Origin of the sequence: Pseudonocardia sp. (assembly GCF_025965585.1) — a bacterium.
Classification (GTDB): Bacteria; Actinomycetota; Actinomycetes; order Mycobacteriales; family Pseudonocardiaceae; genus Pseudonocardia.
Window position 1 is genome coordinate 1 of record NZ_JAOPWR010000240.1, and the last position, 14,810, is coordinate 14,810.

A 14,810-nucleotide genomic window follows, 5' to 3' on the forward strand; every position below is an offset into this window, starting at 1 on the left:
CGGGCACTCCCGCCGTCTGTAGAGCCGTCATCGCGTCGACGGGTGCATGTCGTCGCGTCCATTCGGCGACGGCCCCCTCGATCCGTTCCCGATGGGCTGCGCGGCCCGCCGGCTCGGCCAGCTCCGGGTCGACCGCCAGGTCCGGGCGTTCGATCACCGCGCAGAGCGCGACGAAGTCGTCGTCGCCGTCCACGGTCACGGCGACCCATTCGTCGTCGCCCGCCGCAGGGAACACGCCCCACGGGGCGTCGCGCTCGGCCCGGGCCCCTGCCGGGTCCCCGGCGAGTCGCTCCGCGGCGATCACGGCACCGAAGTGGCTGAGCATCACCTCGGACTGCGCGACGCTGACCGAGCCGCCCCGGCCGGTCCGCTCACGGCGGACGATCAGCGCGAGCGCGGCCAGGGCCCCGATCCGCGCGCACACGTGATCCGGGTAGACCGTCACCGCGTCGCTGAAGGTGTCCGGCTCGCCGGGGTAGGTCCACTGAGCCGTGCAGCCCGTGGCTGCGCGAACCAGCGGCCCGTAGCCCAGACGCCGGGACCAGGGCCCCGACGACCCGAAGGCCGAGCTGTCGACGACGACGATCCCGGGGTTGACCTCGCACAGCGAGTCGTAGTCGAGACCCAGTGAGGTGATGACGCCCGGCTTGAAGTTCGTCAGGACCACATCGGCGGTGCGCACCAGCTCACGCATCATCCGAGCTCCCTCCGGATCCCGGAGGTTGACACCGATGCTGCGCTTGTTGCGGTGGCCCGCGGCGAACCCGGGCGCCATCGCCGGGGGGCCCAGCGACGCACGTGCGCCGTCGAGGAAGCCCGAGTTCTCGATCTTGATGACGTCGGCGCCCAGGTCGCCGAGGAGCCGACCGGTGTCGCCACCGACAACGATGACCCCGAGGTCGAGCACGCGCAGACCGTCGAGGGGGAGATCCGTCCGAGCCCGCGGACGTTCCGCCAGGGCCTTCGCCTGCGGCCGCTCGCCCATCTCCTGCACGAGCACATCGTCCACCCACGCCCGTGCCCCGTCGATCTCGACGACACCCGCCGGGACCGGGGCGACGACGCCGGGCGCCAGCTCGATCTCCCGCAGGAACCCGCGTGCTCGGACCTGCTCGGTGCCGAGGGCCTCGTCGGAGGTCAGCACGGCGGCCGCGGGCACACCGTGGTCCTGGCCCTGCTGTTCCAGCTCGGCCCGCGTCTTGTCGGCGAAGAACCGGGCGATCGCCGGGCGCAGGATCGGCGACTCGAAGCGAACCCTGAGGTCGTCGTACTTCGGGTCGGCGAACTCGTCGGGCCGTCCGAGCCACTCGAACATCCCGCGCCACTGCCGTCGCGCGAGCACACAGATGCGGACGTAGCCGTCCTTGCACGGGATGATCGGGTACATGTGGCTCGCGTCGACGCGACCCCGCGGTGCCTGGCTCAGCGGAACTCCGGCCGCCGCGCTGCCCGTCATGCCGAAGGGTGGGTCCAGTGCCTGCATCGCGCCCTCGAGGACCGAGAAGTCGATGTGCTCACCGACGCCGGTGCGCAGGCTGTCCAGGTAGAGGCTCACGGCGAGGAAGGCGGCCTGGGCGGCTGCCACGTCATAGGGCAGCTCGCCCGGCGGAACGAGCGGGTCCCGGCCCGGCAGGCCCGAGCGGGAGAGCTCACTGGTGAGCGCATGGAACACCGGGGTGCTGCCACGCCACGTCCGGAACTCCGTGTCGCGACCGAAGTCGCTGATCGACAGGACGACGAGCCCGGGATGTTCCTCGCGAATCACCCGGACCCCGAGCAGTGCCTCCTCCGGGCTGTCCGGTGCGGTGTTCTCGATCAGTAGATCCGCCGCCGCGAGGAGGCCGCCCCATCGGTCCCGACCCGCGGTCGTGGCGGGATCGATGGAGGTCTCCTCCGCGCCGTGACCCGCGATCGCGCTGCCCAGCGCGACACCGTCGACGACGGGCCCGAACCCGCGCTCGCCGGTGATCCCGGCGAGATGCACGCGGGTGACGTGTGCACCGAGGTCCAGCAGATGCCGAGAGACGGTCTGCATCGGACCGGACACCAGATCGACGACCCGGACACCGCGCAACGGTGCGTCGTAGCCGGGGGTGGAGTCGCTCATGACCAACCTCCTTGTCGGTGGCGGAGCCGGGCCGGGCTCCGCGCGGACCGGCGGCGGGCCGGTCCGGACCGGTCCTGCGGGGGCGGCTGCCTCGTCGCCGTGACTGCCGGTCGATCGACCGGTTCATGATCGATGATCGCCCTGCGAGCCCGTGCCTGTACATCACGGATCACGACACCGACACGTTTCCCGACCGCTCACGTGGTCGTGAGCGAGCTGATCGTTTACTGCCGCCGCGGAAGGTGCGAACGTGGCTGAGGAAGCCACACACATCGACGGCCACGCCACGACCACGGCCGACAGACACAACGAGGTGACGACGAGATGGAGGACTCCGCGACAGCCATCCACGTGGCGACGGGGGGCGGGGACTCGGTCCGCGCCGAGCTGCACGGACACGTGCTGCTGGTGACGATCGACCGGCCGGAGGCGCGGAATGCGATCAACGCCGCGGTCACGCTCGGGATCGGCGAGGCGCTCGACTACGCCGACGAGCACGACGACGTCTGGGTCGTGATCGTCACCGGAGCGGGCGATGCGTCCTTCTGCGCGGGCCAGGACCTCAAGGAGGCCGCGGCCGGGGTGTTCCTCGACGATCCGCGCGCCGCCCGCTGGGGCTTCGCAGGCTTCGTCAAGCACGCGATCTCGAAGCCCGTCATCGCCGCGGTCAACGGCTTCGCCCTCGGCGGTGGGACGGAGATCGTGCTCGCCAGCGACCTCGCCGTCGCCGTCGAGACCGCGACCTTCGGGTTGCCCGAGGTCAAGCGCGGGATCATCGCGGGCGCGGGTGGCTCGTTCCGTCTCGGCCGGCAGATCCCGGCCAAGATCGCGCTGGAGGCGATCCTCACCGGCGAACCGATCCCCGCGCAGACGGCGCTGCAGCTCGGGCTGGTCAACCGCGTGGTCCCCGCCGGGCACCTGCTCGACGCGGCCTTCGAGCTCGCCGAACGGATCATGGCCAACGCCCCCGTCGCCGTTCAGGCGAGCAAGCGCCTCGCCCGGGGCATCACCGACGGGACCGTGGCGGCCGAGGGGCCGGACTGGGCCCGATCAACCGAAGAGAGCAAGGCCGTCATCGCGAGCGCCGACGCGCGCGAGGGCATGCGGGCGTTCGCTGAGAAGCGAGCCCCACGCTGGCAGGGGAAGTAGGAGGCACGAACATGCCGAACAAGGAGCCGGCGATCGCCGGGCTCGGTATCACCGCACAAGGCAAGGTGTACGGGAAGACGGCACCGCAGTTCGCCGCGGAAGCAGTGCGGCTGGCCACGGAGGACGCAGGGCTCGCGCTCGCGGACCTCGACGGCCTCCTCGTCTCCGGCGGGCTGACCGCCTCGCTCGGCGTCGACCTGCAGGGTGTGCTGGGCCTCACCGACCTGCAGGTCCTCACCTACATGCAAGGCTACGGCTCGACCGCGGCCCAGATGGTCCAGTACGCGTCCATGGCGGTGCAGTCCGGCATGGCGGACACCATCGCCGTGGTCTGGGCCGACGACCCGCTCAAGGACAAGAGCAAGTCGTCCTCGGCGGCGTACACCAAGGCCGCGTCCGCCCCCTCCGGTTGGCGCGGCATCACCGCGGCCAACGGCATCTACTCGGCCAACACGATGTACGCCCTCGCCGCCCGCCGGCACATGGACAGGTACGGGACGACACAGGACCACTTCGGGCACATCGCCGTCGCGCAGCGGGAGTGGGCGCAGCTCAACCCGATCGCCCAGTTCCACGGCACCCCGCTGACGCTCGAGGAGTACCACGCCAGCCGCTACATCGCCGAGCCGTTCCATCTCTACGACTGCTGTCTGGTCAGCAACGGCGGGGTGGCCGTGATCGTCACCTCGCTCGACCGGGCGCGGGCGCTGCGGCAGCCACCGGTGCGGGTCCTCGGCTGGGCCCAGTCCCACCCCGGCCGCACCGGGATCCGCAACGACGACTTCGGCCTGGTGAGCGGGGCAGCCTCCGCCGGTCCCCGGGCGCTGAAGATGGCCGGGACGACACTCGACGAGATCGACGTCGTCGAGGTCTACGACTGCTACACCTACACCGCCCTGCTCACCCTCGAGGACTACGGCTTCGTGCCCAAGGGCGAGGGCGGACCCGCCCTCGCCGAGCCCGGGATGCTCGGACCCGGGGGCAAACTCAAGGTCAACACCGGTGGCGGTGAGCTCAGCGCCTTCTACATGTGGGGCATGACCCCTCTGTACGAGGCGGTCGTCCAGGCCCGCGGCCAGGGCGGCGAGCGCCAGGTCGACAAGCACGACCGGGTGCTCGTCTCCGGTAACGGCGGCGTCCTGGACTACCACTCGACGCTGATCCTCGGCACGGACGCCTGAGAGGGGACCACCATGGCAACGATCCCGGTCCGCCGCGACGCGGCGACCGCAGACTTCTTCGACGGCACCACGCGGGGCGAGTTCCTGCTCGTCCGGGACACCCGCACGGGCGAGGTGTTCGAGCCGCAGTTCGACACGTCCGCCGATCCGGAGCGTTACGAACGCGTCCCCGCCGCAGGTACGGGCACCGTCGTGAGCTGGGCGGTCGTGCACCGGCGCGAGCCGGACGGCTCGACCAGCCGTCGCCCCGTGGGCGTCGTCGAGCTCGACGAGGGCCCGTGGTGGTGGACGTCGATCGAGGGCGTCGACCCTGACGACGATCTCATGGGTCGCCGTGTCGAGGTCGCCTTCCGGCTCGCCGGCGAGGAGACCGTCCCCTACTTCACCGCTCTCGGAAGGGTGGCGCGATGAGCGTCGATCAGACACAGGCGCCGGAGACGGCGAACCCTCTCGCCGAGGAGGTGCGCTCCTGGCTGGCGGAGAACTGGAAGGGTGTCGACGACGCCGACTGGCGCGCCCGCGTCGTCGAGGCGGGCTGGTCCGCCCCGACCTGGCCGCTGGACTCGTTCGGACGTGGCCTCTCGGCCCGGGACGCCAAGATCGTCGCTGCTGAGTTCCGGGAGGCGAAGGCGCGCGGCGCGGCCGTCGAACGCATCGGGTTCCCCGCCCTCGCAGGCGCGACGGTCGTCGAGTTCGGCTCGCCCGAGCTCAAGCGCGAGGTCCTGCCGAAACTGCTGTCCGGTGAGTGGCTCAACGGCTGCCTGCTCTACTCCGAGCCCGGCAACGGCTCCGACCTGGCCGGACTGCAGACCCGGGCCGAGCGCGACGGTGACGAGTTCGTGGTCAACGGACAGAAGATCTGGACCACCGGCGGCCACGAGGCCGAGTGCGGCCTGCTGCTCGCCCGGACCGACCCGGACGTCCCCAAGCATGCAGGCATCAGCTTCTTCATCATCCCGATGGACCTGCCGGGCATCGAGGTCCGCCCGATCAAGCAGATCACCGGCGAGTCGGACTTCAACGAGGTCTTCCTCACCGACGTCCGCATCCCGGCGGGCAGCCTCGTCGGCGAGCTGAACAACGGCTGGCGGGTGCTGCAGACGGCGCTGAAGGAGGAGCGGCGGGTCATGGGCATCGAGCTCGGTGCCAGGACGCGCCAGGAGGGTGACCGCGCGCCGCTGTTCGCCGAGTCGAAGGACCTGATCGAGGCCGCACGTGCGGCGGGCAGGCTGGACGACGACGCCGTCCGTCAGGAGATCATGCGGATCCATTCCTGGCGGCTGGTGAACCAGTGGAACGGCGTCCGGGCAAAGGCCCAGATCGAGGGCGGTGGCGGTTCCTCCCTCGCGTCGCTGGGCAAGCTGGCGAAGTCCCGCATCCTGCACTCGTCCTGGGCGCTGAAGTTCCGCCTGCTCGGGGCACGCGGGATGCTCTACGACCCCGCCGACTCCGAGGCCTACGAGGTCGACCACGAGATGATGTGGTCGTTCATCAACTCGATCGGCGGCGGCACCGACCAGATCCAGCGGAACATCATCGGCGAGCGGATCCTCGGCCTGCCCAAGGGCTACGAGCCCGACAAGGGCGTGCCGTTCAAGGACGCGCGCAAGGGCGGCACCGCCGGCCCGGTCGAGCGGTAGGAGGAACAACAGATGTTCGGAACGTTCACCGAGGACCAGGAACAGCTGCGCGGCGTCGTCCGGAATTTCCTGGCGGACAAGTCCCCGGAGTCCGAGGTTCGCAGGTTGATGGAGACCGAGGAGGGTTACGACCCCGCGGTGTGGACGCAGATGGGCCGCGAGGCAGGACTGCAGGGCATCGCGATCCCGGAGCAGTACGGCGGCCAGGGCGCGGGCTGGACCGAGCTGGGGATCGTGCTGGAGGAGGCGGGTCGCGCGCTGCTGTGCGCGCCGTACTTCGCCACGGTCGTGCTCGCCGCGACCACCCTGCTCGAGTCCGGTGACGAGGAGGCCAAGCAGCAGTACCTGCCCGCGATCGCCGACGGCTCGCTCATCGCCACCGTCGCGCTGACCGAGGAAGGGGGCCGTTGGGACGCCGAGGGCGTCACCCTGCCGGCCACCCCCACGCCGGACGGCTGGATGCTCACCGGGGCCAAGCACTTCGTGCTCGACGGGACCACCGCGAAGCTGATCATCGTGCCCGCGGTCACCGCGAGCGGGATCTCGCTCTTCGCCGTCGACGCCGATGCGGCCGGGGTGACCCGCCGCCCGTCGATCACCCTCGACCGGACCCGCAAGCTCGCCGTGGTCGAGTTCGACGCCACCCCGGCGCGGCTCCTCGGGACCGAGGGCGGCGGGTGGCGGGTCCTGCAGCGCGTGCTGGACTTCGCGGCCGTCGGTCTCGCGGCCGAGCAGGCGGGCGGGGCCCAGGCCGCGCTCGACCAGTCCACCGAGTACCTGAAGACCCGCGTGCAGTTCGGCCAGCCCATCGGCGCGTTCCAGGCGCTCAAGCACATGGCCGCCGACGTGCTGGTCGAGGTCGAGTCGGCGAGGTCGGCTGCCTACTACGCCCTCGAGGCCGCGAGCCAGGACAACGACGAGCTGCCCGCCGCCGCCTCGCTGGCCAAGGCCTACTGCAGCGAGGCCTTCGTGACCGCCGCCCATCAGAACATCCAGTTCCACGGCGGAATGGGCTTCACCTGGGAGGTGGCGGCGCACCTGTTCTACAAGCGCGCCCGGTCCTCCGAGGTGTTCCTCGGCGACGCCTTCGCCCACCGCGAGGCACTCGCGCAGCGAATCGGCGTCTGAGGCGTCCACCTGCCCCGGCGCCCCGATCGCACGTGGCTCAGCCCTGGACCGGTTCGTGTCGTCGGGTGTGGCGGAGGAGTTCGGCGAGCCAGAGCACTCCGATCACGGATACTCCGGCCCGGCCGATCCAGGTGAGTGCGGTGAAGGTCTGTACCTGGGTTTCGGTGGGCTCGGGGAGGTAGCCGAGTTGGAGGAGTTGGTACTGCCAGGGTTGGCCGGCGATGACGTAGGTGACGAGGACGGCGATGCTGTCCATGGAGTCCCAGAGTCCGTGCAGGAGTGAGACGCCGATGAGGGCGGCGATGAGTTTGGTGGTGATGGTGTAGCGGTTGTTCTTGGTGGTGGCGAAGAGGATGCCGCCGAGGATGGCGGTCCAGAGGCCGTGTCCGACGGGGGTGAGGAGGCCGCGGAGGAGTTCGGTGCTGACGAGGTCGGTGAGGGAGAGTCCGTGGAGGGTGAAGGAGGCGACGAGGGCGTAGCCGGCGGATTCGAAGGCGGCGAAGCCGAAGCCGACGGTGGCGCCGAGGATCATGCCGTCGCGGGGGGTGCGGGTGTGGAGGTGGCGGGTGCAGAAGGCGAGGGCGGTGAGTTTGACGGCTTCTTCGATGAGTCCGACGCCGAAGAACATCCAGGGTGAGGGGCGGAGGAGGTAGGTCTCGGCGAGGGAGGCGGCGAGGACGCCGAGGATGCCGCCGATGAGGAAGGTTTGGAAGAGGAGTTCGGTGGTGATCTCGCCGGTGCTGCGGCGTTGGTAGGCCCAGGCGACGAAGCTGGCGGGGACGAGGAAGCTGCCGAGGAGGACGAGGGTGGGGATGAGGATGACGTTGGCCGTGAGGTAGGTGACGGCGGCGGCGAGGAGCCAGAGCAGGAGTCCCCATCCGAAGATGTTGAGCCAGACGCCTCGTTGCTTGGTGGGTGTCGTGGTGGTCATGTCGGCTCCTCGTCGGCAGGGCGCCGCCCACAACGGGCGCCGATGCAGGGGATTCGTGCGATGGGGTCACGCGTACGCGTGACCGCGGAGCGTCTGCGCCGGGGGCCGGCCGAAGCGGGTGCCGTAGGCGTTCACGAACGGCTCCGGGCGGAAGCCCCACGACGTCGCGACCGTGGCCACCGTGGTCTCCCCGGGCCGGTAGAACTCCAGGTCCCGGTGCGCTCGCCCGAGCCGTACCCGCCCGACGTCCTCCCCGGGCGGCACGGAGCGATGCCGCATCCAACATCCTTCGAGCGCGCGGACGCTCAGACCGACTTCTGCTGCGAGGCTCGCCAGCGTCATCGGGCGCTCCGGCTGGTCCTCGATGGAGTCGACGCAGTTGCGCACCGTGCGGGGCGCCCACGACGGGACGCGTGCGTCGAGTGCCTCGCGCTCGGGATGGTCGGACGCGAGCAGCAGCCGGGCCAGCAGCGCGTACTGGAGCGGCTCCGCGCTCATCGGGCTGGCCAGCACCGACGTCGCGCCGGGCGTCGCGTCCGCGACCAGCCGGACCGTGTCCGACCAGGCCGCGCCGGCCGTGGTGTCGAGGGCCATGGAGGCGGGCAGCGGCAGCGGGCGCCGCACGGCACGGCCGAGCAGCGCCTCGAGTGCGTCCTCCAGCGCTGCCGACCTGACCCGGACCAGCAGGACGTCGAAGCGATCGTTGCTGGACATCTCCGCCTCCTCCGCGGGGGTGAAGACGGCGGCCTGGCCCGGACCGAGGTCGAGCTCCCGGCCGCGGTGATCGGTGTGCACCGGCCCCCGTACGGGGAGCCCGACCGCGTAGGTGGGCTCGTCGGTCAGTACCTGGACGTGGATCCCGTCGGTGCACCGGGTCGCCTCCACCCGGAGCGGGCCGCGCGTGACGGTGTGGGTGTGGAACCCGAACTGCGATGCGGGCGCGTGGTCGAGTCGCACGGCCGCGCGCTGCTGGGTCTCGGCCCTGCCGACGTCGGTCTCGTGGAAGTCCGAGAACCGCGGGCCGGTCACCGGAACACCTGCCGGGCGATCGAGCTCTCGGGATGGTCGAAACGCATGAGTGTCACGACAGGCTCCGAAGAAGGTGTGGGGGTGCTGAGGTCGGCGCCGGCCCGACCTCACCGTGCGGTCACCACCGTCGCAGTGCGGCACCGGCTGCGATTCGGTCCCGGAGACGCAACCTGGGTGGGTCGGCTCGGCCCGGTAGGTCGACCCGGCGCATCTGCAGTGAGCGGGCACGGCAGGGAGTGGCCGGGCATGGCCCCGCCGGTGTGAATCCGGGTGCCGGATCCCGGCTTGCGGGGCGCAGGCGCGCTCCGGCTCCGGCTGTGAGGGTGGGCCCCATGGACACCGGCGCGGCGACGCGTTCATCGAGGACCCGGATGGCCCCGCCCGTGGCCTGGGGCCTGGCCGTCTGCCTCGGTGCCGGCCTCACGCTGAGCGGCTGTGGTGCGGGCCAGATCACCCAGACGGACGCCCAGCTGTCCGCGGTCACCGGGGCGTCGGCCGACGGAGGTGCCGGCATCGCCCTGCGCAATGTCTGGATGCCGTACCCGACGGACCCGACGGGCCGGTACCCCGTCGGGTCGAGCGTGCCGGTGCAGGCCACGATCGCCAACTACGGCGGTGCCGACGACGAGCTCCTGGCGGTGACCAGCCCGGTGGCCACCCAGGTGCTCGTGACGGGCACCACCCGGATCCCGCGCGGCAGGAACGTCGTCAGCGACACCGATCCGACGCCGCCCCCCAGCCCGCTGGTCTACGGCGAGGTCCGCGTCGTGCTCGTCACCGACCGTCTCCTGCCCACCGGGCTGGACACGCCGGTGACGTTCCGGTTCCGCAACGCGGGGCCGGTGACCGTGTCGGTGCCGATGGCGGGCTGACCGCGGGGCCCATCGGCGTCCGAGCGTCACTCTCCAGGGCGCACCGGCGCGGCGTCCGAGGGCACGTGGTCCTCGACGCGGGCGTGCATCCGGCCCTCGGGCGCCGTCCAGCTGATCTCGGCACCGACCGGGGCGCCGAGGACCGCCCGACCGAGCGGGCTGTCCGTCGCGATGGTGGGGAAGTCGTCGTCCGGGACGTCGGTGACCTTCAGCGTCTCCCGTTCACCGTTCGCATAGCGGAGCGTCACCAGGCTGCCCGTCCCCACCCGGTCCGGCGGCACGTCGTCGCGACGGGAGTTGAGATGGAGGAAGTGCGTGAGGTCGCGGATCTTGCGATCGATCCAGTCCAGCTCGTCGCGCCGCATCGTCGCCTCCGACCGCTCGCCGAAGTCCTGTGGAGCGTCGTCGAGGGTCAGGCCGCCCTCCAGCTCCGCGCGACGCTTGCGGAGCAGGTCCAGCTCGTCCAGCAGGGCATGACGTTCGTCGTGGCCGACCATGGCGTGACCCTGACAGGAGTGCACGACCGTCCTCTTCCGCCTGGCAGAGCGGAATCGAGGCGCTGAGCCACCCCGGGAGGCCGATGTGTGCAGCAGCGCCGACCACCAGCCTTACGGAATGCACGGTCGAGCCCGTCGACAGGGAGGAGTGTGGGAATGTCTGCTCAGCCACAACCGAACGGCCCGGCGGGAAGCCGCTCCGATACAACCGCCCATCTGGACCCTCATGTGGTGGTCGTCTTCGGCGCCACCGGGGATCTGGCCCGCCGCAAGCTGTTCCCAGGGCTGTTCCACCTGTGGCAGGCCGGACTGATGCCGGAGAAGTTCCAGATCATCTGCTCGAGCCGGGCCACACTGGATTCGCCGGAGGCGTTCCCGGTCATGGTCCTGGAGGCGGTGCGCGCGTTCCGCGGTGAGATCGAGTCCGAGATGTGGCGGGACTTCGCCGCCCGCATCAGGTTCGTGGCCGCTCCGGACGACGACTACGGCGACCTGGCTCAGGCTGTGCGGGCTGCGCTGAAGGAGCTGGGGTCCGATGCGAAGTCGCTGTTCTACCTGGCGATCCCGCCGTCGGCGACCGAGTCCGTGGTGCGCGTGATCGGTACCTTCGGCCTGAACGAGGGCGCCAAGCTGGTCCTCGAGAAGCCGTTCGGCAGGGATCTGCAGTCGGCCCGGCAGCTCAACGCGACCCTGCACGAGGTGTTCGACGAGCGGCAGATCTATCGGATCGACCACTTCCTGGGCAAGGAGGCGGTGCAGAACATCCTGGCGCTGCGCTTCGCGAACGGCTTGTTCGAGCCGGTGTGGAACCACCAGCACGTGTGCTACGTGCAGATCGATGTGCCGGAGCAGCTCGACATCCAGGGCCGATCGGAGTTCATGGAGTCCACGGGGACGTTCCGGGACATGATCTCGACGCACCTGTTCCAGCTCCTCGGCTTCGTGGCGATGGAGCCGCCGGTGCGACTGGACGCGGACTCACTGCACCACGAGGTGGTCAAGGTCTTCCGCGCTATCCGGCCCCTGGACCGCGACCGGGTGGTCTTCGGTCAGTACGAGGGGTACTGCGACGAGGCCGGTGTGGACGCGTGCTCGGTCGTCGAGACCTTCGTGGCCATGGAGGTCCACGTGGACGACTGGCGCTGGGTCGGCGTCCCCTTCTACCTGCGGACGGGCAAGGCCCTGGCCGCGAGCCGGCGCACCGTCACGCTCGGCTTCAGGGAGCCTCCTCTCAAGATGTTCCCCGGCGACGTCGACACCACCTGCAACGAGCTCGTCCTCGAGCTCACCGACGATCCGAAGATCTTCGTCGACGTCCGTGCCAAGGTGCCCGGACCCGAGCTCGCGCTCGGCCGGGGCCGGATGCGGATCGATCTGCAGGAGGCCTTCCCCGGTTCGTGGCCGCTCGAGGCCTACGAGCGTCTGCTGCTCGACGTGATGCGGGGCGACGCGACCCTGTTCACGAGCACCGAGGAGGTCGAGCTGATCTGGGCCCTGTGCGATCCCCTGCTGAAGGACCCGCCGATGCCCCAGCGGTACCCGAGGGCGTCGTGGGGTCCCGCCGACGCGCTGAAGCTCCCGGGGGAGCGGGGTTGGCGCCTGCCGGACTGACGTCCCGGAGAGCCCGCTACCTACGGTTCGGGCGGGAGCGGGAAATGCAGTGTCGCACCGGCGAGGTGGCCCCGCAGGTCGGTCTCGACCTTCACCTGGGTGACCGAGCCGCCGCCGTCGATCACCGACTCGACCATCTCGTCGACGATGTCGGCTGCGGCCCGCACCGGGCGCCCGCACACGGGGCACTCGGTGCCTCCCAGGCCCATCCAGCCGTCGAAGTCGCACACGACCCCCGGGGCCTCGGCCTGGTACTCGACCAGTAGCCGGTCGATCGCGACGGCTGCGCACGCCCAGAGGCAGCTCTCGAGCCCGAGCGTGGCGCGCCCTCCGCTGCCGAGGGTGTCGAACAGTTCGGCCACCCGCTGCCGTTGCTCGTCGGCCGCGTGCTTCTCCAGGATCTCGATGCCGCGCTCCCGGATCTGAGCCGGTGCGGGCTCGTCCGGGTCGACGGTGAACGTGGCGATGACCCGTTGGCGGAGGTCGTTGGGCAGAACGTCGAGGAAATGCGGGATCTCGTGCGGCCGGCCGCCGACGGCGAGCAGGTCGAATGCCTCGGTGTCGAAGAGACGGCCGACCGACTCGGCCGCCTCGCGCAGGTGCTTCTTGGAGTACTCCGCGGCCTTGTCGCGCAACTCGTCGTGGCGCGTGGACGACGGGCTCTGCTTGCGCAGCTTCTGGTCCCGGTGCTGGTGCAGCTCGCGGAGCTCGTCCTGATAGAGCTCCCACACCGTCGCCTCGCCGTAGTCGACGGTCACCATGCACATCCGGTGGTACTGCGCCAGTACCGCGAGCATCGGCCGGGTCCACGGAGTGGTGTCCAGCACGATCCGGTCGCGGACCGGATCGGGGAGGTCGACCTCCTCGAAGATCTGACGACCCGAGCAGCTGAAGATGGCCATGGAGCCGGGGCGCCACTCGTGGCGGGTCATGTGGTCCAGGATGTGCTCGATGTCGGAGCGGATCGACAGCCGCGCCTCCCGCCCGACCGACTCGTCCGTGGCGATCGGACGGATCTCCGAGAGCAGGCTGTCGACCCTGCTGTGCATCTCCCTCTCGTTGTGGGGGTTGGCCGGTGACTGCGCATAGAGCGATACGACGGGCACTCCGTCGCCGCGCACCTGCAGGATGCGTCGGATGTCTTCCCCGGTGAGCATCGTGGCCTCCTCAGAAATCCTGCCGCCGTGTCAGATCCTGTCGCCCGGCCGCGACAGGGGGCACGGCCCGAGGAGGCCACTGAGCACGCGGCACCCTGACCTGACAGTGCAGCCGCGCGACGTCACCGGCAGGCACCGGGGGTCCACACCCTCGCCCGGTTCGTGCACCGCACCGTCCTTCGGGGTCCAGCCCGCCGTCGCCCCTTCACTCACCGGGGCCGACGCGCGAACCGGCCGGACCGGCGAGCATCGAGGACATGGTGGAGACGGTTCCGCAGCAGACCACGATCGAGGTCATCGGTCTCGAGCTCGAGGGTGTCGTCAACGTACCCGAGGAGGCCCGTGGCGTCGTGCTGTTCGTGCATGCGCTCGGCAGCAACCGGCACGACGCGAGTGATGCCCGGATCGCGGACGCGCTGCAGCAGAAGCGGATCGGCACCGTGCTGGTCAACCTGCTCACCACCGAGGAGCAGGAGACGGACGCCGGTGTCGAGGCCCGGTTCGACCCCACGACGCTGGGGCCGCGGGTGATCGCCCTGGCGGACCACCTCGCCAAGCACCCGCCGACCGCCGGCCTCCGCGGGGGACTGTGCGGAACCGGCACCGGGGTCGCCGGTGCTCTCATCGCGGCCGTGGCCCGGCCGGGCTGGGTGCGCGCCGTGTTCTCCCGTGCGGGCCGGCCCGACCTCGCCGGCGAGTTCGTCCGGCTCGTGCGGTGCCCGACGTTGCTCGTGGTCGGCGAGCTCGACGGCGCGGTGCGGGAGCTCAACGAGCAGGCGGAGGACCTGTTCCCGCGCACCGCGCGCGTGGGACGGGTCCCGGGGGCATCGGTCGTGCACGAGGATCCCCAGGCCATCTCTCTCGTCGCCGAGCTCGCGCGGGACTGGTTCCCCCTGCGACTCGGCGGGGGGCAGGGGTCGCGGGGCGCCCCCTCCGCCTCACGGCCTGCGCCCTCGCGCTGATGCCGCGCTGCGTCCGGCGCGCTCCAACCGGGGGAGGGTGTAGTACGGGTTGGTGAACTCGACCTCGTTGATCAGCACACGCGGATGGCTCCTCATGAGGTCGACCAGCATCCAGCCGTACTCCTCGATGTCGTACACACACAAGATCGCGACGTCGCGATCGTGCACGAAGGCGTTGAGCGCGGACTCGTACTCGATAAGAGCATCGGTGTGCGGGAGCTGGGGACTCCACCAGTGGGCTTCCGCGGTGAGTCGCGCGAACTCGTAGCCGCCTGCTTTGGCCTCGTCGGTGGCGGTCGCCCAGAATGCCAGCATGGCCGGGACGGAGAAGTCGTCGGGCGAGAACTGCGGGTCGCGGGTCCCGAGAACATCCAGTTGGCCCGCCGATCGCAGGCGCTCCGGGTCGAGAGCCGGCAACAACGTGCGCGTGGTCTGCCAGGGGTTCGGTTCGGCCAGTCCGACCAGGCACTTGTGTCCTGCTCCCATCCCCTCGCTGAGGAAGGGGCGCAAGATCGCGTCTCGGTGATCTCGTCCGGCCACGAGCGC

The 14,810-nt window shown here is 70.7% G+C and carries 14 protein-coding genes; 8 read left to right on the forward strand and 6 right to left on the reverse strand.

What is annotated here, in order from left to right; all coding sequences use genetic code 11:
* Positions 1–2,107, reverse strand: a 2,107-nt coding sequence (locus JWR81_RS15525) for a CoA transferase (protein ID WP_297652211.1), incomplete at its 3' end; no start/stop codon positions are given.
* 324 nt (positions 2,108–2,431) lie between these two features.
* Here JWR81_RS15525 and JWR81_RS15530 point away from each other — a divergent pair.
* Genes JWR81_RS15530 through JWR81_RS15550 form a run of 5 tightly spaced genes read left to right on the forward strand, consistent with a single transcriptional unit; the run spans position 2,432 to position 7,205 of the window.
* Entirely contained in the window at positions 2,432–3,256 is an 825-nt protein-coding gene (locus JWR81_RS15530; RefSeq protein ID WP_297652214.1) for a crotonase/enoyl-CoA hydratase family protein, read from the forward strand.
* Positions 3,257–3,267: 11 nt separating this feature from the next.
* On the forward strand, positions 3,268–4,437 hold the full coding sequence (locus JWR81_RS15535) for a thiolase family protein (protein ID WP_297652217.1): 1,170 nt from the start codon (positions 3,268–3,270) through the stop codon (positions 4,435–4,437).
* A gap of 12 nt (positions 4,438–4,449) precedes the next feature.
* On the forward strand, positions 4,450–4,848 hold the full coding sequence (locus JWR81_RS15540; RefSeq protein WP_297652218.1) for an OB-fold domain-containing protein: 399 nt from the start codon (positions 4,450–4,452) through the stop codon (positions 4,846–4,848).
* Positions 4,845–6,077 (forward strand): acyl-CoA dehydrogenase family protein, encoded by a 1,233-nt coding sequence (locus tag JWR81_RS15545; protein WP_297652221.1) that lies wholly within the window; start codon positions 4,845–4,847, stop codon positions 6,075–6,077. The genes JWR81_RS15540 and JWR81_RS15545 overlap by 4 nt, the downstream gene beginning before the upstream one ends.
* Before the next feature lie 12 nt (positions 6,078–6,089).
* The gene (locus JWR81_RS15550; protein ID WP_297652224.1) at positions 6,090–7,205 is read left to right on the forward strand and encodes an acyl-CoA dehydrogenase family protein; all 1,116 of its coding nucleotides are present in this window, start codon (positions 6,090–6,092) and stop codon (positions 7,203–7,205) included.
* A gap of 37 nt (positions 7,206–7,242) precedes the next feature.
* On the opposite strand, the gene JWR81_RS15555 is transcribed toward JWR81_RS15550, so the two are convergent.
* On the reverse strand, positions 7,243–8,136 hold the full coding sequence (locus JWR81_RS15555) for a PrsW family glutamic-type intramembrane protease (protein WP_297652227.1): 894 nt from the start codon (positions 8,134–8,136) through the stop codon (positions 7,243–7,245).
* Between the two features lie 66 nt (positions 8,137–8,202).
* A complete protein-coding gene (locus JWR81_RS15560) occupies positions 8,203–9,165 on the reverse strand; it encodes an AraC family transcriptional regulator (protein WP_297652230.1) in 963 nt (320 codons plus the stop codon).
* Between the two features lie 371 nt (positions 9,166–9,536).
* On the opposite strand from JWR81_RS15560, the gene JWR81_RS15565 reads away from it, so the two are divergent.
* On the forward strand, positions 9,537–10,037 hold the full coding sequence (locus tag JWR81_RS15565) for a hypothetical protein (protein WP_297652237.1): 501 nt from the start codon (positions 9,537–9,539) through the stop codon (positions 10,035–10,037).
* 26 nt (positions 10,038–10,063) lie between these two features.
* On the opposite strand, the gene JWR81_RS15570 is transcribed toward JWR81_RS15565, so the two are convergent.
* Positions 10,064–10,534: a GreA/GreB family elongation factor gene (locus tag JWR81_RS15570; RefSeq protein ID WP_297652240.1), complete on the reverse strand. Its 471-nt coding sequence runs from the start codon at positions 10,532–10,534 to the stop codon at positions 10,064–10,066.
* 231 nt (positions 10,535–10,765) lie between these two features.
* Between JWR81_RS15570 and zwf the strand changes: the two genes are divergently transcribed.
* Positions 10,766–12,145 carry a glucose-6-phosphate dehydrogenase gene (gene zwf / locus JWR81_RS15575; protein ID WP_297652243.1) on the forward strand — a complete coding sequence of 460 codons (1,380 nt, stop codon included), beginning with the start codon at positions 10,766–10,768 and terminating at the stop codon, positions 12,143–12,145.
* A gap of 20 nt (positions 12,146–12,165) precedes the next feature.
* On the opposite strand, the gene JWR81_RS15580 is transcribed toward zwf, so the two are convergent.
* Entirely contained in the window at positions 12,166–13,302 is a 1,137-nt protein-coding gene (locus JWR81_RS15580) for a hypothetical protein (protein WP_297652246.1), read from the reverse strand.
* A gap of 257 nt (positions 13,303–13,559) precedes the next feature.
* On the opposite strand from JWR81_RS15580, the gene JWR81_RS15585 reads away from it, so the two are divergent.
* Entirely contained in the window at positions 13,560–14,264 is a 705-nt protein-coding gene (locus tag JWR81_RS15585; RefSeq protein ID WP_297652249.1) for an alpha/beta hydrolase, read from the forward strand.
* Here the strand turns inward: JWR81_RS15585 and JWR81_RS15590 are convergent.
* The coding region (locus JWR81_RS15590; RefSeq protein ID WP_297652252.1) for an MEDS domain-containing protein at positions 14,241–14,810 on the reverse strand (570 nt) is incomplete at its 5' end. The two genes, JWR81_RS15585 and JWR81_RS15590, sit on opposite strands and share 24 nt — an antisense overlap.

What these genes read in the sequence shown, in the direction of transcription:
- JWR81_RS15530 (WP_297652214.1), top strand. Translation starts at nt 2,432, where the DNA reads ATGGAGGACTCCGCGACAGCCATCCACGTGGCGACGGGGGGCGGGGAC.
- JWR81_RS15535 (WP_297652217.1), top strand. Translation starts at nt 3,268, where the DNA reads ATGCCGAACAAGGAGCCGGCGATCGCCGGGCTCGGTATCACCGCACAA.
- JWR81_RS15540 (WP_297652218.1), top strand. Translation starts at nt 4,450, where the DNA reads ATGGCAACGATCCCGGTCCGCCGCGACGCGGCGACCGCAGACTTCTTC.
- JWR81_RS15545 (WP_297652221.1), top strand. Translation starts at nt 4,845, where the DNA reads ATGAGCGTCGATCAGACACAGGCGCCGGAGACGGCGAACCCTCTCGCC.
- JWR81_RS15550 (WP_297652224.1), top strand. Translation starts at nt 6,090, where the DNA reads ATGTTCGGAACGTTCACCGAGGACCAGGAACAGCTGCGCGGCGTCGTC.
- JWR81_RS15555 (WP_297652227.1), bottom strand. Translation starts at nt 8,136, where the DNA reads ATGACCACCACGACACCCACCAAGCAACGAGGCGTCTGGCTCAACATC.
- JWR81_RS15565 (WP_297652237.1), top strand. Translation starts at nt 9,537, where the DNA reads ATGGCCCCGCCCGTGGCCTGGGGCCTGGCCGTCTGCCTCGGTGCCGGC.
- JWR81_RS15570 (WP_297652240.1), bottom strand. Translation starts at nt 10,534, where the DNA reads ATGGTCGGCCACGACGAACGTCATGCCCTGCTGGACGAGCTGGACCTG.
- JWR81_RS15580 (WP_297652246.1), bottom strand. Translation starts at nt 13,302, where the DNA reads ATGCTCACCGGGGAAGACATCCGACGCATCCTGCAGGTGCGCGGCGAC.
- JWR81_RS15585 (WP_297652249.1), top strand. Translation starts at nt 13,560, where the DNA reads ATGGTGGAGACGGTTCCGCAGCAGACCACGATCGAGGTCATCGGTCTC.